This is a genomic window from Jongsikchunia kroppenstedtii DSM 45133, from assembly GCF_000380485.1.
Lineage (GTDB): Bacteria > Actinomycetota > Actinomycetes > Mycobacteriales > Mycobacteriaceae > Jongsikchunia > Jongsikchunia kroppenstedtii.
Genome location: NZ_AQYG01000033.1, coordinates 26,516 through 44,769, shown reverse-complemented (window position 1 = coordinate 44,769; position 18,254 = coordinate 26,516). Strand labels below are relative to the sequence as shown.

General features: G+C 65.6%; 20 protein-coding genes and 1 tRNA gene. 8 read left to right on the top strand and 13 right to left on the bottom strand.

Annotated features, from left to right (window positions below):
• Positions 1-9: 9 nt before the first annotated feature.
• Complete coding sequence (locus G341_RS20745; RefSeq protein WP_018177497.1) at positions 10-1,212, bottom strand: HNH endonuclease; 1,203 nt, start codon at positions 1,210-1,212, stop codon at positions 10-12.
• Between the two features lie 156 nt (positions 1,213-1,368).
• Positions 1,369-1,593, bottom strand: coding sequence for a DUF167 domain-containing protein (locus G341_RS0102330; RefSeq protein WP_018177496.1), 225 nt, complete (start codon positions 1,591-1,593; stop codon positions 1,369-1,371).
• A gap of 56 nt (positions 1,594-1,649) precedes the next feature.
• On the opposite strand from G341_RS0102330, the gene G341_RS0102325 reads away from it, so the two are divergent.
• On the top strand, positions 1,650-3,365 hold the full coding sequence (locus G341_RS0102325; protein ID WP_018177495.1) for a DUF3556 domain-containing protein: 1,716 nt from the start codon (positions 1,650-1,652) through the stop codon (positions 3,363-3,365).
• Positions 3,366-3,427: 62 nt separating this feature from the next.
• Positions 3,428-3,501 (top strand) — tRNA-Pro (locus G341_RS0102320).
• A gap of 16 nt (positions 3,502-3,517) precedes the next feature.
• Here the strand turns inward: G341_RS0102320 and G341_RS0102315 are convergent.
• Complete coding sequence (locus tag G341_RS0102315; protein WP_018177494.1) at positions 3,518-4,069, bottom strand: alpha/beta hydrolase; 552 nt, start codon at positions 4,067-4,069, stop codon at positions 3,518-3,520.
• 83 nt (positions 4,070-4,152) lie between these two features.
• Between G341_RS0102315 and G341_RS0102310 the strand changes: the two genes are divergently transcribed.
• Positions 4,153-4,596 carry a MarR family winged helix-turn-helix transcriptional regulator gene (locus tag G341_RS0102310; RefSeq protein ID WP_018177493.1) on the top strand — a complete coding sequence of 148 codons (444 nt, stop codon included), beginning with the start codon at positions 4,153-4,155 and terminating at the stop codon, positions 4,594-4,596.
• Positions 4,597-4,610: 14 nt separating this feature from the next.
• A complete protein-coding gene (locus tag G341_RS0102305) occupies positions 4,611-6,332 on the top strand; it encodes an acyl-CoA dehydrogenase family protein (RefSeq protein WP_018177492.1) in 1,722 nt (573 codons plus the stop codon).
• On the opposite strand, the gene G341_RS0102300 is transcribed toward G341_RS0102305, so the two are convergent.
• Positions 6,333-6,794 carry a GNAT family N-acetyltransferase gene (locus G341_RS0102300; RefSeq protein ID WP_051092582.1) on the bottom strand — a complete coding sequence of 154 codons (462 nt, stop codon included), beginning with the start codon at positions 6,792-6,794 and terminating at the stop codon, positions 6,333-6,335.
• Between the two features lie 108 nt (positions 6,795-6,902).
• On the opposite strand from G341_RS0102300, the gene G341_RS0102295 reads away from it, so the two are divergent.
• Positions 6,903-7,193 carry a putative quinol monooxygenase gene (locus G341_RS0102295; RefSeq protein WP_018177490.1) on the top strand — a complete coding sequence of 97 codons (291 nt, stop codon included), beginning with the start codon at positions 6,903-6,905 and terminating at the stop codon, positions 7,191-7,193.
• Between the two features lie 149 nt (positions 7,194-7,342).
• Here G341_RS0102295 and G341_RS0102290 read toward each other — a convergent pair whose 3' ends face one another.
• From G341_RS0102290 to G341_RS0102270, 5 genes are all read right to left on the bottom strand, one after another.
• The gene (locus G341_RS0102290; RefSeq protein ID WP_018177489.1) at positions 7,343-9,196 is read right to left on the bottom strand and encodes an acyl-CoA thioester hydrolase/BAAT C-terminal domain-containing protein; all 1,854 of its coding nucleotides are present in this window, start codon (positions 9,194-9,196) and stop codon (positions 7,343-7,345) included.
• Positions 9,197-9,208: 12 nt separating this feature from the next.
• Positions 9,209-10,228 (bottom strand): NADP-dependent oxidoreductase, encoded by a 1,020-nt coding sequence (locus tag G341_RS0102285; protein ID WP_018177488.1) that lies wholly within the window; start codon positions 10,226-10,228, stop codon positions 9,209-9,211.
• A 71-nt stretch (positions 10,229-10,299) separates the two neighbouring features.
• Complete coding sequence (locus G341_RS0102280; RefSeq protein ID WP_018177487.1) at positions 10,300-10,503, bottom strand: cold-shock protein; 204 nt, start codon at positions 10,501-10,503, stop codon at positions 10,300-10,302.
• Positions 10,504-10,551: 48 nt separating this feature from the next.
• Complete coding sequence (locus tag G341_RS20740; protein ID WP_018177486.1) at positions 10,552-11,736, bottom strand: sensor histidine kinase; 1,185 nt, start codon at positions 11,734-11,736, stop codon at positions 10,552-10,554.
• A gap of 10 nt (positions 11,737-11,746) precedes the next feature.
• Positions 11,747-12,445, bottom strand: coding sequence for a response regulator transcription factor (locus G341_RS0102270; protein WP_018177485.1), 699 nt, complete (start codon positions 12,443-12,445; stop codon positions 11,747-11,749).
• A gap of 165 nt (positions 12,446-12,610) precedes the next feature.
• On the opposite strand from G341_RS0102270, the gene G341_RS0102265 reads away from it, so the two are divergent.
• Complete coding sequence (locus G341_RS0102265; protein WP_026303148.1) at positions 12,611-13,075, top strand: DM13 domain-containing protein; 465 nt, start codon at positions 12,611-12,613, stop codon at positions 13,073-13,075.
• Positions 13,072-13,545 carry a DoxX family protein gene (locus G341_RS0102260; protein WP_018177482.1) on the top strand — a complete coding sequence of 158 codons (474 nt, stop codon included), beginning with the start codon at positions 13,072-13,074 and terminating at the stop codon, positions 13,543-13,545. Before G341_RS0102265 ends, G341_RS0102260 begins: the two co-directional genes overlap by 4 nt.
• On the opposite strand, the gene ald is transcribed toward G341_RS0102260, so the two are convergent.
• Genes ald through G341_RS0102245 form a run of 3 tightly spaced genes read right to left on the bottom strand, consistent with a single transcriptional unit; the run spans position 13,478 to position 16,274 of the window.
• Complete coding sequence (gene ald / locus G341_RS0102255; protein ID WP_018177481.1) at positions 13,478-14,593, bottom strand: alanine dehydrogenase; 1,116 nt, start codon at positions 14,591-14,593, stop codon at positions 13,478-13,480. The two genes, G341_RS0102260 and ald, sit on opposite strands and share 68 nt — an antisense overlap.
• 13 nt (positions 14,594-14,606) lie before the next feature.
• A complete protein-coding gene (locus G341_RS0102250; protein ID WP_018177480.1) occupies positions 14,607-15,791 on the bottom strand; it encodes an amidohydrolase in 1,185 nt (394 codons plus the stop codon).
• 15 nt (positions 15,792-15,806) lie between these two features.
• Complete coding sequence (locus G341_RS0102245; protein WP_018177479.1) at positions 15,807-16,274, bottom strand: anthrone oxygenase family protein; 468 nt, start codon at positions 16,272-16,274, stop codon at positions 15,807-15,809.
• Between the two features lie 71 nt (positions 16,275-16,345).
• Between G341_RS0102245 and G341_RS0102240 the strand changes: the two genes are divergently transcribed.
• On the top strand, positions 16,346-17,275 hold the full coding sequence (locus G341_RS0102240; RefSeq protein ID WP_018177478.1) for an AraC family transcriptional regulator: 930 nt from the start codon (positions 16,346-16,348) through the stop codon (positions 17,273-17,275).
• An 11-nt stretch (positions 17,276-17,286) separates the two neighbouring features.
• Here the strand turns inward: G341_RS0102240 and G341_RS0102235 are convergent, their stop codons facing one another.
• Complete coding sequence (locus G341_RS0102235) at positions 17,287-18,246, bottom strand: zinc-binding dehydrogenase (protein ID WP_018177477.1); 960 nt, start codon at positions 18,244-18,246, stop codon at positions 17,287-17,289.
• Positions 18,247-18,254 lie beyond the last annotated feature (8 nt).

The following is an 18,254-nucleotide window of genomic DNA, read 5'->3' as shown; positions in this document are numbered from 1 at the left end:
CTGGTCACGCTACGCGCAGATCGGGGGAGCAGTGCTGTTATGCGCATGCCCCGTCGGTGTCACGATCTCGATCCGGTGCCGTTCACGGCGACCTCCCCGGACGACGGTCGCGGTCCAACCGTCGGCTTCCTTGGCCTGGTTGCAGCGTGCGCAACGGCCGGCGCCGTTGTCGGCGTCGGTGGGCCCGCCCGCGTGATGCGGGACCGTGTGATCGGCATGTCGGACCGGCGCGCCACAGTACGGCGTGCGGCAGACCCCGGCGTCGCGTCTGGTGAGGAAACGTCTCAGCCCGTCCGGGAAGCAGCGGGCGCGGGACTCCATCGCCACCAGGCTGCCGGTTTCCGCGTCCGCAAACAGGCGGCGTAGCGAGACGTCCGCGGCATCGTCGAGGGCGTCGGCGATGACCCGTCGAGCCGTCTCGGCCGGTACTGTGCGGCCGCCGATGTCCGCCGCAGTGTCTGCGCCGTCGACGAGCGCCGCCACCGGAACGACAACCTCCACGGCGACGGGGATGGTCGCGGCGGAGTCGCCACCCGACAGTCGTGCGCTCATCAAGTCGGCCATGATCTGGCCCTGGGTTCGCTCATCACCTTGGGTAGCAGCGGATTTCGCGTCGCGGAGGAGAGTGGCATACGCGGCGATGCCGTCTTTCAGCGGCAGCTGCGCGGACAGTTGCACCAATGCGCCGGGCAGCGGCTTGGTCCAGACTCGGCGATCGGTGAGCCGCTTCTCGTTGTGGTCGACGACGGCGCGCGGGTCGAGTCGATACACCTCGGCCTTGGCGACGCGGTCGATCTCCTTGTCGCCTTTGCCGATCAGTGCCGCTTGATCGGCGCAGAGATTGTGGTCGGCGATCGCGGCGTCGCCCGGGTCGAGGATCGCGGTTTCGCGGGCGATCGTCTCGGCCCGCGGCTCGGTCAGGACACCGGCCTGCAGCGCATCGAACGTACGTGGGAGGTCCATGGTCAGGCGTCGCGCGACAGAAAGCAGTTGTGCCGCCTTATGCGGCGATTGTTTGATCGCTAGCCCGATCTCGGCGGCGATGCCCTCGCCGATCTTGCGTTCGCGAACGCCGGCGGCACGGCGAGCGGCTTTACGTTCTTGCTCCAGGCGGACCATCAGCCGCATCTTGGTTGCCGCGGTGGCCGCCTCCAGCTCGACCAGCGTTGTCAGCGCATCGACGCAGTCCCGGTCGGTTACGTCAGTGGGCATCGTTCGCAGCCGATCGACGAGCGTTCTCAACCCACCCGCAGCGAACATGCTCGGTGGTGTTGTAGCGGTGTCCATGTTCCCCCTATGGCCATCGGCTCGAACGTATGTTCTAGTACAAATGTACGCGGCAAATCGGACATTCGCAAGGGGGGGGAATCAGCCAGTGATCTCGAATCGTTTGTGGCGAGACGTGGCGCCGCCGGTCAAGTGCACTGAACTTCGCGGGACGCCGAAATGCTTTGCCAGCAGGGCGATCGCGCCCTTGTTGGCCTTGCCGTCGATCGCGGGCTCGCGCACGAACAGTGTGAGCGAACCGTCGTCGGCGACTTCGACGAGCGGCCCCTTACGGCTGTTCGGCTTGATTACGGCATGCACGATCATCGCGTCAATTCTGGAACATGTTCCACTTCGACGTGTGACCCGGTATAGGTAATCGAGTGGGTTTCAAAACTGCCGAGATGATGCCGATTGCTCCTGACGCGTGGCGGGGGTTCTCGCGGTCACGCCGCATCCGCGAGGCGGTGACCTTCTGGGGTGAGAACGGCGGCGGCATCCCGACGATCGTGCTGCTGATGTACGTGGTCAAGATGGTCCTGTTCGCTGGCGTCGGCCTGGTTCTCATCGGGCTCATCACGCCGGCCGCCGGTGGGCTGGGCAGTTTCGACGAATGGTGGTCGTCGCCGATCTTCTTTCAGAAGGCGATCGTCTGGGCGCTGCTCTTCGAAATCCTTGGATTGGGTTGCAGCGCAGGGCCGATGACGCAGCGCACCGATCCGCTTATCGGCGGCATCCTGTACTTCCTGCGGCCGGGAATGGTGCGACTTCCACCCTGGCCGAAGATTCCGGGCACCAGAGGCGCCACTCGGACGCCGTTCGACGCCGGGCTGTACGCCGTCGTTCTGGCCTCTGGCGTCTTCGCGCTGGTGATGCAGGGCCATGAAGATCATGGCGAGCGTTCGCTGCAGTGGTGGGTGCTGCTACCGCTGGTGGCATCGCTGGCGCTCCTCGGGTTCCGCGACCAGATCGCGTTCCTCGCGGCGCGGTCCGAGCACTACTGGGTGATGCTGATCATCCTGATGTTCCCGTTCCCGGAATCGATCGCGGGGGCGCAGGTGCTGACCTGCATCGTGTGGTGGGGCGCCTCGCTGTCGAAGATGAATCTGCATTTCCCGTACGTGGTCTCGGTGATGATGTCGAACTCACCGATCCATCCCTGGAAGCCGTTTCGGCGCAGGCTGTTCCGCGACTACCCGAACGACATGCGACCGTCCAGGCTCGCCGGCGCCTTTGCGCACGGCGGCACAGTCATCGAGGCCGGTGTGCCGTTCATCCTGCTGCTGTCGCATGGCTGGGTCACGTACGTGGCGGTCACGGTGATCGTGTTGTTCCACTTCCACATCATCGGGATGTTCCCGATGGGTATCCCGGGCGAGTGGAACCTGATGATGATCGTCTCCGCGATCGTCGTGTTCGGTGGCAATGCCGATATCGGCCCCGGCGACATTCAATCGCCGTGGCTCATCGCGGTTCTGTGCATCTCCGGAGCGCTGGTGCTGTTCGGCAATCTGTTCCCGAAGTATGTGTCGTTCCTGGTATCGATGCGGTACTACGCGGGCAACTGGGCGGCCGGGATGTGGTGCTTCCGGGGCGACTCCGAAGCGAAGCTCGGCGTGATCAAGAAGCTGTCGGGCTCGGCGCACGAGCAGCTGGTGGCGCGGTATCCCGGCGTCGACCTGACGGTGATCGAGGGCAAGCAGGTCGCGTTCCGGTCGATGCATCCGCAGGGGCGGGCGTTGCACGGCTTGATCGGTCGGGCCGTGGACGATCCGGCGCAGTACACATGTGTGGACGGCGAAGTGACCGCCGGACCGATCCTCGGTTGGAACTTCGGGGACGGGCATCTGCATGACGAGCAGCTGATCGAGTACGTGCAGCAGTGTTGCCGCTACGAGCCGGGGGAGCTGCGGGTGATCCTGCTGGAGTCGCAGCCGTTGCACACCTGGACGCAGCGCTACCGCATCATCGACGCCGCGACCGGCCTGGTCGAAACGGGATACGTGAAGGATCGCGAGCTGGCCGATGCGCAGCCATGGCTGAACGAGGAGATGACTATCCCCGTCTACGACGTGGTGCGGCACGACACTGCCAGCTGATTCGCTCGTCGCGAGAGCGGCACGGTAGAGTCAACGGCGCTCGCCGAGCTATCGGCGGTCAACGGGCTGTGGCGCAGTTTGGTAGCGCACTTGACTGGGGGTCAAGTGGTCGCAGGTTCAAATCCTGTCAGCCCGACAGTTACAACGTATTGCTACAGCGTCGTCAGCACGCTCGCCACTTCGCGCAGATCATTGTTCAGCTGGTGATCGCGGCCCGGCAATCTATGCACAGTTGCTTGTGGAGTCACGTCTGCGTATCGCTCGGCATGGGCGGCCGGGACGATGTCGTCCTCAAGACCGTGGAATAGGTGAACGGCCGCGCTCGGAGGCAACCGCGTGCCAAGGTCGTTCGGCAGTTCGAACTCGTCGCCCGCCCAGCCGCCCGGCCCGATGAACGGCGCTGAGATCAGCACGATCGCGGCGAGCGGGGTGGGTTCGGGTTGCTCTGACAATGTCTGGATCAGGAGCGGCCCGCCGATCGAGTGGCCGATCGCGATTGCTCGATCGTCCAGACCCGTTAGTTCGCGTCGAATGGCCGGGTTCCAGGCGGCATAACTCGGATCGCCCTCGTCGGGCATGCGTGGATAGTAGATCTCAACGCCGCCCAGCCGCGATCGAAGGCTATCGACCAGCTTGTTGTCCCATTCGTCGTGCGTGCCCGCGCCGCCGCCCTGGATGAACACGATCTGCGAACCAACGGTCATGGTGATCGACCTCTTCGACGTGGGTTGATCTGTCGATTGTGCCGGTTTGACATCAACTCTGGTTGAGGTTGAACCATGGGGCCATGGACAAGCCAATGCAGCCACCGAACCGTCAACCACTGGGATTCTGGACCGTCCGCGCCGGCGAGGCGATCCGGGCACGCACCCGCGGCGCGCTCGAGGATATGGGGGTGCGGCAACCCGAATGGTGGGTGCTGCATCAGCTTTCGACCGCGCCTGACGGCCTGGGTACTGACTATCTCGTCGAGAAGCTTGGTCCCAACGACACGCCGGAGGCGATCGAGGACGCCCTGGGCACCGTCGTCGAACATGGTTGGGCGACCCGCGACGGCAACTCGCTTACGTTGACTGATTCGGGGGCAACGGTTTTCGCTGCCGCAGCCGACCTGCAGACGGAGTTGCAACGCGAGCGCATGCAGGGCATCACCGAGGAAGAATTCGTCACGACGATCACCGTGCTGCAGCGCACGATCGCCAATGTGGGCGGCCATGCCTGGCATTGGTAGATACAGTGAGGCGCATGCGCGGACCCCTTCTGAACCCGAAGTCCAACGATTACGCACAATTCGATCCCGAAACCCGACGTTTACTACGCGCAACCATCGACTTCTTCGAGTCCTACGGCAAACAGCGGCTGCTGCAGGCTGATCTCGACGCCGAGTGGGTGGCCGACTTCCTGGAGTTCCAGAAGAAGGAGAAGTTGTTCGCCACGTTCCTGACACCCGCCGCATACGCGGACGGCGACGAGAACCGACGCTGGGACGGCGCCCGCAACGCGGCGCTGAGCGAGATCTTCGGCTTCTACGGCCTGGCCTACTGGTACGCCGAGCAGGTCACCATCCTGGGGCTCGGACCGATCTGGATGTCGGCCAACGAGAAGGCCAAAACCAAAGCGGCACAGCAGCTCCTCGACGGCGAAGTGATGGCCTTCGGATTGTCCGAGCGTGAACACGGCGCGGACGTGTACAGCACCGACATGGTCTTGACGCCGGACGCGGACGGCCAGGGCTTCACGGCGTCGGGCACCAAGTACTACATAGGCAACGGCAACGTGGCCGGCATGGTGTCGGTATTCGGTCGGCGCTCCGATATCGACGGCCCCGAGGGCTACGTGTTCTTCACCGCGGACTCGCGCCATCCGAACTACAAGCTGATCGGCAACGTGGTGCACGGCCAGATGTACGTATCGACGTTCGAGCTCGACGGCTATCCGGTCACTGCAGATGACATCCTGCACACCGGCCCCGAAGCGTTCGCGGCCGCGCTCAACACCGTCAACGTCGGCAAGTTCAATCTCTGCCACGGTTCGATCGGCATGTGCACGCACTCGCTGTACGAGGCGATCACCCACTCCAACAACCGGATTCTCTACGGCAACCCGGTCACCGACTTCTCCCACGTCCAAGGCAATTTCGTGGACGCCTACGCCCGGTTGACCGCGATGAAGTTGTTCAGCGACCGCGCCATCGACTACTTCCGCAGCGCCAGCCGCGACGACCGTCGCTATCTGCTGTTCAATCCGGTCACCAAGTCGAAGGTCACCTCCGAGGGCGAGACTGTGATGACGCTGCTCCTCGATGTGGTGGCGGCCAAGGGCTACGAGAAGAACACCTATTTCCATCAGGCGAATCGATTCATCGGCTGGCTCCCGCGGCTCGAGGGCACTGTGCACGTGAACGTCGCGCAGATCCTGAAATTCATGCCGAACTACTTCTTCAATCCGGCCGAGTACGTCGACATCGCCACCCGGAACGACGCCACAGACGACGCGTTCTTCTTCGCCCAGGGACCGGTCGGCGGTGCCGGCAAGGTTCAGTTCGCCGACTGGAAGGCCGCATACGAATCGTTCCGCGACGTCGCCAACGTGGGGGTGTTCTTCCGGCAGGCCAAGGCGTTGCAGAGCTTGCTGGAAACCGCGCCGCCGACCGCCGAGCAGGCGAAGGATCTCGACTTCGTCCTCACGATCGGGCACCTTTTCACGCTTGTCGTGTACGGCCAGCTCATCCTGGAGCAGGCCGCGGCTACATCGCTCGACCTCGACGTGTTGAACCGGATATTCGACTTCCAGATCCGGGACTTCTCCGGTTATGCGGTGTCGCTGTACGGCAAGCCGTCGGCGACCTCGGAGCAACAGGAATGGGCGCTGGGTGCGGTGCGCCGGCCGGCGGCAGATGCCGAATCGTTCGACCGGGTCTGGCAGCAGGTGAAGGTGCTCGACGGCGCCTACGTGATGCCGGACTAACTATCCGAATTCCCTGATGTAACAGAGCATTCGGCCGTCTCCGCCGAACTCGATGTTCACGAAACCGTGTCGCTCGTAGAACCGCCGCGCACCGGTGTCGGGCTCATCGACGTTGATATGCATCTCGCCGCCGCCGCGTCGCCGCATGTCATCGATCGCGGCGGCCAACAGCTTGGTGCCGATTCCGCGGCCGCGCAGCCCCGGCCGGACATACAACTCGTCGAGGACCGCCAACGGGCCCTCGCAGTAAACGGTGGGCCGAAAGGTCACCACGGCGTACCCGTCCGGCTCCGGCGGAGAGCCGGCGAACAAGACGGTGCCCGCCGGATCGGAGATCAGCCGGCGGAACCGTGGCTCAAGAACGTCGACGGACGGTGTGGGGGAGTCGAATTCGTCCGCGAACGCGACCTGCAGCCGCGCGACGACTCCGGCATCCTCCGGAACAGCGCTCACGATTGACACACATAGACGCTATCCCGCTGAGGCGGCGGGCACTGGAGCACCGATGAGTTTGCGCGGGGCGGACAGTCTTACCTTGTGACCGAGTTGCACAAGCCAAGGGAGAAGCATATGACCGTGATTGTGGCCGGACATCTCGGCGTCGATCCAGATCAGCGTGACGACTACCTCGCGGGTTGCCGATCGGTGGTGGAACTGGCCCGCGCGACGGCAGGCTGTATCGACTTCTCGATCACCGCCGACCTCATCGATCCGGGTCGAATAATGGTGTTCGAGCACTGGGAGTCCCGCGCAGCGGTCGAGACCTTTCGCGGCGACGGGCCGCGTGCGGACCAACGCGCCATCGTCGTGTCCGCCGCGGTATCGGAGTACGACGTGGTCGACGGTCGCACGCTGACCTGATCGGACGATCAGTGCGGCGTCGTCTCAGACAGGCGTCCTGTCATGAAGACGCTGTTCCGGTCGGACACACACGGTCCGAATGGCGGGCAGTCGACGAAGCCTGCCTTCCGCTCGCGCGATGCTGGCCGGCATAGGCCTTGGCGTCGAGTTCATCGTGATAGGAAATCGATGATGTGATCGGCCAGGTGAAGGCAGGCGGCGGCATGTTCGGCCGGACGTCCGCCGAGCGCGATGCCGCCGGTGACCTGCGGACTGCTGGGGTACAGCCCAGGACGCAACAGATGCCCGGCGCCCTCGAACTGAATATGCCGATCCTCGGCATGGGAACGACGTTCCAACAGTGCGGTGGCCATTCGGGCCGACGGCCAGAGCGCGTCATCGGAACCGGTGACACACAGGATCGGGCAGTCGATCCGCTCGGCAGCGAGATAGGCGTCGCGGGGGATCTCGCGATCGAGCCCCGCGCTGTAGGCCGGACGCAGACTCAGATCGCTTGCCTGGTGGTGGGCCATGTCACGCGATAGCCGCCAGGCATTCCGAATCAATTGCGGCATCAACGCTCCGGCGGGTAGGTCGGCATAGGGGTACGGTCGTTTCGCCCACGACCACGACGAGGTATCCGGTATCTCGCCGTCCTGGCCGACCGCCTGCCAACTGACACTGCTCGGACTGAGCAGAACCAGGGATCTGACCGGCAGAGTGGCCTCGAGGGTCATCGCGGCGGCCAGCCCCTCGGCCCCGCGGGATATTCCGATCGCTTCCACCGGACGACCGGCGCGTCGCGCCGACCAGTGAATCGCGGTGGAGAACCGCTCGAGCGGAATCTCGGCGATGGGTGCGGTGTCCGGAGGTTCGTCGAGCCAGGAGTAGGCGAGAGCCGTCCAGCCGCGGGATGCCAATGTGGAGATCATGGCGCGCTGTGAATCGACGCCGCCCTCAGAACCGCCGAAACAGACTACGGTGCCGTGTGATTGCGTTGCCGGCGTAGCGAGCAGGCCCGGCCGACCATCCACGTCCACATCGGTGACGATGGCTCCGGGCGCGAGTGCCTCCCGTCGGCAGGTGATCGTCGTTCGGTGGCCCGCAGCGGTTGCCTCGACCCGGACCTGCCATGGCTCCGCCGGCGGAATGAAGAGATCGCTGCGGTCGGCAGGCTCCTCGCAGTGCATGCCCCAGATTGCCTCGTCGCCAACCTTGTGCGGTGCCGACGCGTGCGACCAGCGCCATGTCCGGCCGTAGAGGTCGGTGCCAGACAGCGTCAGGTCGACCCTGTCGGCGGCGGGGCCGGCGATTTCGACAGTGAAGGGTTCGTCGTGGCGTGAGGTGGTCGGCGCTCGCAGTAACAGCTCCGGATCGATTGTGTCGGCCGCCGAGTCCGTCTGCTGGACCGTCGGGCCCGGCGCCTGCGTGGCCTGGCGCGCATCCATCGCGGTGGACTTCTTGTCGAACCATGGGGGAAAGATGCTCGATGCGGTACCCGCGAGCCCCAGGAGGGTGAAGGGGATGACCCAATAGCAGACGATGGACAATCCCGAGGCGCCGTCATGAATGGTGGCCTGCCCCTGCATGATCGGCGGGATCAGCGAAACCACCGTCATCGCCGCAAAGACCGCTGCCCACATCCACGTCATCGCCAACGTGATCACGCGGAACCCGTCCGAGCGGGCGGTGTCGCTATCGACGGATGCGGTGGCGTACTCCCGGACGAACGGTCGACCGATCACGATGCCGGACAACGCGATCAGAAATATTCCGGCGTTGCCGATCGGCTGCAACCATCGCTCAAGAAAATGGTCGCTGACGGTGAACGCCAGGATCGCCAGGAGTCCGAAGACCACCACGGTGCCGGCCTCGAGTGAATGCCACGGTTGGCGGCGAGCACGCTGGACGAGCACTGCCGTGGCCGACAGTGCAAGGGCTACCAGGACAGCGACCCGAAAAGAGGCGTTGCCCACCAGGACCCAGTAGAGGATCCACGGAGAGAACCCGACCAGGAAGCCCATGCCGTCAGGGACTCAGCCGGCGACCCGCACGATCAGTTTGCCGACGTTGCGGCCGGTGAGCAGGCCGCGGAAGGCGTCGATGGTCTGATCGAAGCCGTCGACGATGTCCTCGCGATATCGGATGGATCCGTTCGCCACCGCGGTGCCGATGTCGGACAGGAAGGTCGCCATCTGCGTGGGCGCGAATTCGCTCTGGATGAAGCCGCGAACCAGCAGGCTGCTGGTGAGGATCCGGCCCATCAGCATGCCCATGCGGTCGGGCCCGTCGGGCAGCGCGGTGGCGTTATAGCCGGACACCAAGCCGCACACAGGGATTCGCCCATAGAGGTTCATGCGCGGCAGCACGGTGTCGAAGACCTTGCCACCCACATTCTCGAAGTAAACGTCGATTCCGTCCGGCGTGGCCGCGGCGAGTTGCTCGGCGAAGTCGTCGGCGCGATGGTCGATCGCGGCATCGAAGCCGAACTCGTCGGTCAGCATCGCCACCTTCGCCGCGCCGCCCGCGATGCCGACCGCCCGGGCGCCGGCGAGTCTGGCCAACTGGCCGACCATCGAGCCGACCGGACCCGTTGCCGCCGCGACCACAACGGTCTCACCGGCTTTCGGCTGTCCGATATTGTGCATGCCTGCGTATGCCGTGAACCCGGGCATACCGAGGACCCCGAGTGCGGTGGTGACCGGGAGGGCATCCGGGTTCAGTACCCGGAGATACGACGTCGACTCCACCGAATGCGTCTGCCAGCCGCCATAACCCAGGACGACATCGCCGACCGCGACGGTGTCGTCGGTCGATTCGAGTACCCGGGACACGGTCGCGCCGACCATGGCCTGACCGATCTCGACCGGTTTCGCGTACGACTTCGCGGCGCTCATCCGGCCGCGCATGTAGGGATCGAGCGACAGGTACAGCGTCTCCAGGAGCGCTTCGCCGGGGCCCGGCTCAGGCAGATCGACTGTCTCGACTCGGAAATCCGAGTCTTTGGGTTCGCCCACCGGGCGCTCCGCGAGCACGATCCGGGTCGTCGTCGTCATTGCACTGCCTCTCTAGAACGCGAAAACCCCGACACCACAGCGGATGTCGGGGTTCTGGAGTCTGCGATACGTCAGATGACGCTCACGTTGGTGGCCTGAAGGCCTTTGGCTCCCTGCTCTACGCCGAACTCGACGCGCTGCTGCTCCTCGAGGTTGCGGAAGCCGCTACCGGTGATCGAGGAAAAGTGAACGAAGACATCGTCACTCTGATCGTCGGGGGCGATGAAGCCGAAGCCTTTTTCGCCGTTGAACCACTTAACGGTTCCTTGCGCCATTGCTGGTACTACTTTCTGTTGCAGAGGGCCAACGTCGACCCTCGGCGACTATTGTCGCACAGTTTTAGACGCGGCGGATCTGGTCTCGGTCGTAGGCCGGCTCGCTGTCGACTGATCATCTCTGGTCGGAAGCATCAATTCGAGGCTGAATCCATCATCGGTATGACGCGCGGCCACGCTGCCGCCGTGTGCTTCGACGATGCCCCGCACGATCGCGAGCCCCAGTCCCGCGCCCGTCGGAGCGCGATTGTCATCGGCGCGCCAGCCGACGTCGAACATCCGGCCCAGATTCTCGGCCGTGACACCCGACCCCTGATCGATGACGCTCACCACGAGCTGGCCATCGTGCACAGCGTCGGCGCGGATGAGAATCGTGCTGTCGTCGGGCGCGTGGCCGAGGCTGTTGGTGAGCAGATTGCCGATGGCTCGCGTCAATTCACGCGGGTCGACCCAGATCAGATGTCCGGCGATGCCGTCCTGGGCGATCGTGATTCCTCTTGCGGCAGCGAGGGTTTGGGCGTCGGCGACGGCGTCGCTGACCAGATCGAGCAGCACCACAGGTTCGGGATGGATCTGGAGCGTGCCGGTCTGCAGTTTCGACAGCTCGAACAGGTCGCCGACCATCTGGTTGACCGTGTCGACCTTCGACCGGATCGTCCGGATATACGCATCGGGATCGGGTGCGGTCCCGGCTTCGAGTGCTTCGGCCATGGCCCGCAGGCCGGCGAGCGGTGTGCGCAGGTCGTGGGATATCCACGCGAAGAACTGTCGCCGGGCGGCGTCGAGCTCGGCCACCTGGGCGCGCGCCTCGGCCAGCCGTTGCGAGGTCTCGGCGAGTTCGGCGGAGACGGCGTCGAACTCCGGAGACCACGAGTGGGTCGGATCGATGACTGCACCGTCGCCGACGCGGCGGGCCGCCCCGACCAGATCATTGACCGCGGTGGTGATGGTCCGCCCGGTCACGATCCACGTCGCAAGCATCGACAGCAGTGCCGACGTGCCGATGACCCAGCCGAGGATCGCGAGATCGTGGTCGTCGATATACATCTCGACGGCCACCGCGATGGTCGACGCCACGACCGACAGCAGCGCGCCGGCGAGCACGATCGACGCACGCGTCGCGATCCGACCGCGGGGGAGCAGCCGCAACACCAGCAGCGTGAGCGCGGTGACGGCGCTGGTGGCGATCACCGCCGTCAGCACGATCACCAGCAGCGCATGCGCCGTCAACATGCCGAGCTCGTCACCATGCTGGGCTCGACTCGAGCGCGAACCGGTATCCCGCGCCCCACTCGGTACGCAGGTAGGTCGGAATCTGTGGATCCGGTTCGATCTTCTCCCGTAGCCGGCGCACATGAACCGTCACCGTCGAGGCATCCCCGAATCCCCATTGCCAGACCTCGCGGAGGATCTCGTCGCGGCTGATGACCCGGTCGGGATTACGTGCGAGGTACAGGAACAGCTCGTATTCGCGTGTCGTCAGGGCGATTTCGCGATCATCGAGCCAGACGCGGCGGTGGGCCGCATCGACTCGAAACGGTCCGGCCTGAAAGGTGAGCGGTGTAGTCGCGGGATTGCTGCGCCGCAGCTGGGCATTGACCCGCAACTGAAGCTCGCGCAGCGAGAACGGCTTGGCGAGGTAGTCGTCGGCGCCGTTCTCCAGCCCGTCGATGCGATGCTCCAACCCGTCGAGCGCCGTGAGCATGATGATCGGCACCGTCGATACCGAACGAATCCGGCGGCACAACTCGTCGCCGTTCATGCCGGGCAGCATCCGGTCGACGATGAGCAGGTCCGGCGCCTCCGCGGTGAATGCGTCCCACGCGGTGGTCCCGGTGGTGTGCAGGGCGACCAGGCAGCCGGCCAGCCGCAGATGGTCGGCGACCACCGTGCGCACCGCCGGATCGTCCTCGACGACCATCACCCGCGAACCTGCCTGCATGTCAACGAGCGTAGGCACGCGATCGCCCGCCGGACAGTTCCTTACAGAACTGAAATGGTCGATTACCGGCCTGAAAGCTTCGATATCGGCGCCGATGCGCGTTGCTTGACTCGATCATGCGTCGCGATCCCGCGGCCGAAATCACCAGCAGGACAGGAAGCCATCATGCACAGCACAACCATCAAGATCATCGGAGCCGGATTCGCCGTCGGGGCCGCCTTGGCGCTGAGCGCATGCAGTTCGTCGAACGATTCCGGCCACGCGGCGTCCAGCGCCCCGATGTCCACGAGCGCCATGATGTCCGGCATGCCGGCGCCCGCCGCCATGGGCGCAGGCGACTTCATGGGCCTGAACGGCAAGAAGGTCAGCGGCCACGCCGCGATCAACGGCAACACGATCACGCTGTCCGGCTACTCCTCCGACGAGGGCCCGGACCTGCATCTGTACCTCGCCAACGGCACCACCGAGAACGACGTGCGCTCCGGCGTGGAGATCAGCAAGGTCTCGTACAACACCGCATCGCAGACCTTCACGCTGCCGAGCGGCGTGAACGCGTCGTCGTATCAGGATCTGGTCGTCCACTGCGACAAGGCGTTGGCGGTATTCGGTGCGGCGAAGCTGATGCAATGAGCGCGCTCGCCGCGTTGGTCGTCCGGGTCGCGCTCGGCATCTTCTGGCTGCACGAGGGCTACGTGAAGTACCACGCCGGATTCGGCCGGGCCGACATCCTGCTGGTGGTGAACAGCACGCAGAGCAACTCGCGGGTTCCGCATTTCTATCAACTGTTCACCGAGCATGTCCTCGGCAATGCGCCGGCGTTCTTCGGTGTGCTCGTTCCGCTGATCGAGGTCGGCCTGGGCGTCGCGTTGATCCTCGGTGTCTTCACAGTCCCGGTGGCGCTGGCGTCGGTGGCGCAGCTCTGCAACTACTGGTTCGCCGATCAGCTGATCACGCAGTACCCGATCATGCTCTTCCTGAGCGCGGTCGTGATCGCGTTGGCGCCCTGGGCTTCTCGGTACTCGGTGATGTCGATCAACCGAGTATCTCTGCGATGGCGATCGATTGCCGACCGAATGCGGCCGCGACCGGGGCGCATGTGATGTTGCCGGCGTAGGTGTTGAGCCCCGACGCCAGCGACGGATCGTCGCGCAGGGCATCGCGCCACCCGTGCTCGGCGATCCGGATCGCGTACGGGAGTGTCGCGTTCGTCAACGCCCAGGTGGATGTGTGCGGCACGGCGCCGGGCATGTTGGCGACACAGTAGTAGAGCGAGTTGTGGACGCTGAAGGTCGGGTCGTCATGCGTCGTCGGACGCGAGCCCTCGAAGCAGCCGCCCTGATCGATGGCGACGTCGACGAGGACCGAGCCGGGCTTCATGTCGGCAACCATGTCGTCGGTGACCAGCTTCGGAGCCTTGGCGCCGGGGATGAGCACGGTACCGATCACCAGGTCGGCCTTGACGACCTCCTCGCGCACCGACATGGACGACGAGGCGAGTTGGCGGACTCGATTGTCGTAGCGCCAGAAGCTCATCCGCAGCTTGTCGAGATCGGTGTCGAGGAGCGTCACCTCGGCGCCCAGGCCGAGGGCGATGTTCGCGGCGTTCTGCCCGGCGACGCCGGCGCCGAGCACGACGACCTTCGAGTTGGCCACACCGCCGACGCCGCCCATCAGAATGCCGCGACCACCCTGCGGCGCCATCAGGGCGTGTGCGCCGACCTGTGGAGCCAAGCAGCCGGCCACCTCAGACATCGGATACAGCAGCGGCAGCATCCCACTCGGGAGCCGCACGGTCTCGTACGCGATCGCCGTCGTCCTCGTCTCGATCAGGCGATCGGTGAGCGCTTTGTCGGCGGCCAGATGGAGATAGGTGAACAGCAGCAGATCCGAACGAAGGTAGCCGTATTCGGCGGCGATCGGCTCCTTCACCTTCATCACCATGTCGGCTTCGGCCCAAACGTCCGCGGCGCGTTCGAGGATCTTCGCGCCCTGCGCGGTGAAGTCGGCGTCCGAGATCGAACTGCCGGCGCCCGCGCCTTGCTGGACGAACACCTCGTGGCCGCGCTGGACGAGTTCCTGGACGCCGACCGGCGTGATGCCCACGCGGTGCTCGTTGTTCTTGACCTCGGTCGGGACGCCGATCTTCATGGCCGCCCGCCCTCTAGCCCAGCCAGGTTCGGGCGGCGGCGACCAGCGCCCGCACGCCAAGGCCCAGTGTCGGATCGGGCAACGGCGCGTAGTCCGGGGAATGGTTCGCCGGAATGGTCTTGTCCATCAGCGAATCCGTCACCACGGCAGCGAATTTCGCCGGATCCTCACCGCCGAGCAGCCAGTAGACGAGCGGGACGCCCGCGGCGGTGGCGAGCGCGCCGACGTCTTCGCTGCCGGTCACCGGGCCCGGGTCGATCACCTTGTCGTCGCCGACCACCGTGCGCAGGGCTGCGACGGTCTTCTCCGTCGCCTCGGGATCGTTGACGGTGACCGCGAATCCGTTGGCCATTTCGATGTCGGGCTCGGGCGCCCCGGACGCTTGGGCTTCGGCATTGATGATGCGGCGGATCGACGAGACGATCCGTTCCCGGATGCCTTCATCGAAGGTCCGGACATTCAGGCCGAGCCGGGCCTCCGAGGGGATGATGTTGTTCTTCGACCCGGCCTGCAGCGTGCCGACCGTGACGACCGCCGCGTCGCTGCCGGGCACCTCGCGCGACACGATCGTCTGCAGGCGCATGACGGTCGCGGCGGCCATCACGACGGGATCGATCGTCGACTCCGGCCGGGAGCCGTGGCCTCCGCTGCCATGCAGCACCACGTTGATGTCGTCGGCCGCCGCCATCGCCGGCCCTCCGCGCACTCCGATCATGCCGGCCGGCAGTGGGCAGACATGCTGGCCGAGAACGATATCGGGCTTCGGGAATCGGTCATACAGACCGTCGGCGACCATCGCGTCCGCGCCGCTGCCGACCTCTTCGGCCGGCTGGAACACCAGTAGCAGGGTGCCGCTCCACTCGGAGCGGGCCGCCATCAGCTGCTCGGCCGCGCCGAGCAGGCAGGTGACATGAACGTCGTGCCCGCACGCATGCATGACGCCCGGTGTTTCACTGGCATAGGGCTTGCCGGTCGTCTCGGTGACCGGCAGCGCATCCATGTCTGCCCGGAGCAGCACGGTCGGGCCGTCGCCGTTGCTGATGACCCCGACCACGCCGGTGCGGCCGACGCCTTCGGTCGTCTCGATTCCCAACTGTCGCAGGTGGTCTGCGACGATCCCGGCGGTTCGATGCTCGGCGAAGGATAGTTCGGGGTGGCGGTGCAGGTCGGTGTAGACGGCGTCGAGATCGATGGTCATCAGTCAAAGCTAGGACTATTTGCCGCGCAGCACTACCAAACTCCAGGCAAGACATCCGAATGCGGCCGTATGGCAGACCGCACGCGCCCAGTTCCAGCGGACCCAGCTGCCGAAGAAGTCGGTCCACGCTATCGAGTTCTGATCGAGCCGGTTGTTCAGCGGGACGTTGAAGCCGGCAGTGATGAGGGTGCCGACGATGTTCAGGACGACCGCCGCCACGATCCACCACAGGACCGGCCGCGCGTCGCGACCGAACACGGTGAACAGTGCCGCCGCGGCGAGCAGCGGTGCCCCGAGGAAGGTCAGCATGAACATCGGGTTGACGATGACCACGTTGATGCGCTGCATCGCGTGAATCGCGCTCCGCGAATCGAGTTGGTTCAGCGCGGGCATCACCGAGATGGCGTACGCGTAGTAGAGGCCGGCCAGCAGTCCCGAAGTGAGCGTGGCGGCGAGGATGAATACCGTTCTCCATGTCTGCATGGACCCAGTTCATCGCGGTCCGGAGAGACGATCCATGGTCAAACGGCTCGAAATCATGTGTAATCGTCTACATGGACCTGATGAGCGGGGTGCTGCGTGGACCACGCGCCGAGGAGGCGTTCCTCCTGCGGATCGTGATGAGCGCGCCATGGTCGATCGATATCCGCGACGAGGCGCCGCTGACGGTGGCGGCGATCATGCGGGGGGAGGCATACCTGCACGGCTCCGGCGAGCCGGAGTTGCTGGTGCCGGGGGATATCGCGCTCATCCGCGGCCCCGACCACTACACGATGGCCGACACACCGAATATCGGTGCGCCGCAGGTGATCATCCGCCCGGACCAGAGCTGCACGACCGCCGACGGGGTGAGTCTGCAGGAACCGATGAGCCTCGGTATTCGCACCTGGGGCAATGATGGCGACGGCGACACCGAGATCCTGGTGGGCACCTATCCGCGCACCGGCGAGGTCAGCGCCCGCCTGCTGAACGCGTTGCCGCAGTTCGTGATCGCTCGAGGCGGGACCGGACCGGTCGTGGATCTGCTGTCGGCGGAGATGCGACGCGACGCACCGGGCCAGGATGCGATGCTCGATCGGCTGCTCGACCTGGTGCTGATCTCGACGCTGCGTGACTGGTTCGACTCGGCCGGTGCGGCGACACCCGCCTGGTATCGGGCCGAGGCCGACCCGGTGGCCGGCCGGGCGCTGCGGCTGATGCACAACAATCCCGAATTCCCCTGGACGGTGGCCGGTTTGGCCGCCGAATGCGGCGTCTCGCGTGCGGCATTCGCGCGTCGATTCGCCGAACATGTGGGGGAGCCGCCGATGACCTACCTGACGAACTGGCGGCTGGCGCTGGCGGCCGACCTGCTGGCCGATCCGGGTGTCACTCTGGAATCCGTTGCGCGCGCGGTCGGCTATTCCGACGCGTTCGCGTTCAGCTCCGCCTTCAAACGAGTTCGCGGCGTGAGCCCCACGCGGCACCGTGCCCTGCTGGCGTAGCGCGGTTGGATCTAGACGAGCAGCAGGGTCTTCCCGGTCACCGCCCGGGCTTCGATGGCGGCATGGGCCAGGGCGGCGTCGTCGAGCCGAAAGACCTGGCCGACGGTCGGGCGGATCCGGCCGGAGGCACCGAGCTCGAAGGCGCGCTCGGTGAAGTCGAACATGCCCGACACGCCAATGGCATTCAGCCCGATGACGGTGACGTCCCGTTGACGTGCGGCGGTCTCGTCGAGCGGTTTCCACCGACCACTCGCGGCCCCGTGTTGAAGGTAGCGGCCGCCGGAGCGCGTCTCGGGGTAGAGCGCCTCGGTGGTGTCGCCGCCTATCCCGTCGAACACCACGTCGACTCCGTGCGGGGCAGCTGCGCGCAGCTGCTCGACCCAGTCGGTGTCGCGATAGTTGATCGCCGCGTGCGCGCCCAGATCGGTGGCGTGCCCCAGCTTTCCCGCATTGCCGGCGAGTCCGATGACCCGAGCGCCCGCGGCGACGCACAGTTGCACCAGGATTCCGCCCACGCCGCCGGCGGCGGCAGTGACGACCACGACATCGCCGGCGCCGACCTGCGCGGCGTCGAACAGGCCGACCGCGGTGCGTCCATCGGCGAGAAGCGCTACCGCCGAGCCGAGTTCGAGACCGGCGGGGATGCGGTGCAGATCGGCGACGTCGGCCAGGGCCATGTTCGCGTAGCCGCCCCGTCCGCCGGTGGTGGTCGCCACCTCGGTCCCGAGCCAGGCCGGATCGACATCGGCACCGACCCGGTCCACCGCACCGCCCACGCCATTGCCGGGGACGAACGGAAACTGCGCCGGCGGCGCGACCGGACTGCCCGCACGAATCATCGTTTCCACAAACGTTATTGACGCGATGCTCACCGCAACACGTACCTGGCCCGGTCCGGGCTCCGGGTCGGGCAGGTCGATCGGGGTCAGGACGTCCGCGGGGCCGGGCTGTTCGGCGACTATTGCGTGCATGCGCGCCA

Bases quoted from the DNA above. Each gene is read 5' to 3' on its own strand.
- G341_RS20745 (WP_018177497.1), bottom strand. From the start codon at position 1,212: ATGCCCACTGACGTAACCGACCGGGACTGCGTCGATGCGCTGACAACG.
- G341_RS0102330 (WP_018177496.1), bottom strand. From the start codon at position 1,593: ATGATCGTGCATGCCGTAATCAAGCCGAACAGCCGTAAGGGGCCGCTC.
- G341_RS0102315 (WP_018177494.1), bottom strand. From the start codon at position 4,069: ATGACCGTTGGTTCGCAGATCGTGTTCATCCAGGGCGGCGGCGCGGGC.
- G341_RS0102310 (WP_018177493.1), top strand. From the start codon at position 4,153: ATGGACAAGCCAATGCAGCCACCGAACCGTCAACCACTGGGATTCTGG.
- G341_RS0102305 (WP_018177492.1), top strand. From the start codon at position 4,611: ATGCGCGGACCCCTTCTGAACCCGAAGTCCAACGATTACGCACAATTC.
- G341_RS0102295 (WP_018177490.1), top strand. From the start codon at position 6,903: ATGACCGTGATTGTGGCCGGACATCTCGGCGTCGATCCAGATCAGCGT.
- G341_RS0102290 (WP_018177489.1), bottom strand. From the start codon at position 9,196: ATGGGCTTCCTGGTCGGGTTCTCTCCGTGGATCCTCTACTGGGTCCTG.
- G341_RS0102285 (WP_018177488.1), bottom strand. From the start codon at position 10,228: ATGACGACGACGACCCGGATCGTGCTCGCGGAGCGCCCGGTGGGCGAA.
- G341_RS0102280 (WP_018177487.1), bottom strand. From the start codon at position 10,503: ATGGCGCAAGGAACCGTTAAGTGGTTCAACGGCGAAAAAGGCTTCGGC.
- G341_RS20740 (WP_018177486.1), bottom strand. From the start codon at position 11,736: ATGTTGACGGCGCATGCGCTGCTGGTGATCGTGCTGACGGCGGTGATC.
- G341_RS0102270 (WP_018177485.1), bottom strand. From the start codon at position 12,445: ATGCAGGCAGGTTCGCGGGTGATGGTCGTCGAGGACGATCCGGCGGTG.
- G341_RS0102265 (WP_026303148.1), top strand. From the start codon at position 12,611: ATGCACAGCACAACCATCAAGATCATCGGAGCCGGATTCGCCGTCGGG.
- G341_RS0102260 (WP_018177482.1), top strand. From the start codon at position 13,072: ATGAGCGCGCTCGCCGCGTTGGTCGTCCGGGTCGCGCTCGGCATCTTC.
- ald (WP_018177481.1), bottom strand. From the start codon at position 14,593: ATGAAGATCGGCGTCCCGACCGAGGTCAAGAACAACGAGCACCGCGTG.
- G341_RS0102250 (WP_018177480.1), bottom strand. From the start codon at position 15,791: ATGACCATCGATCTCGACGCCGTCTACACCGACCTGCACCGCCACCCC.
- G341_RS0102245 (WP_018177479.1), bottom strand. From the start codon at position 16,274: ATGCAGACATGGAGAACGGTATTCATCCTCGCCGCCACGCTCACTTCG.
- G341_RS0102240 (WP_018177478.1), top strand. From the start codon at position 16,346: ATGGACCTGATGAGCGGGGTGCTGCGTGGACCACGCGCCGAGGAGGCG.
- G341_RS0102235 (WP_018177477.1), bottom strand. From the start codon at position 18,246: ATGCACGCAATAGTCGCCGAACAGCCCGGCCCCGCGGACGTCCTGACC.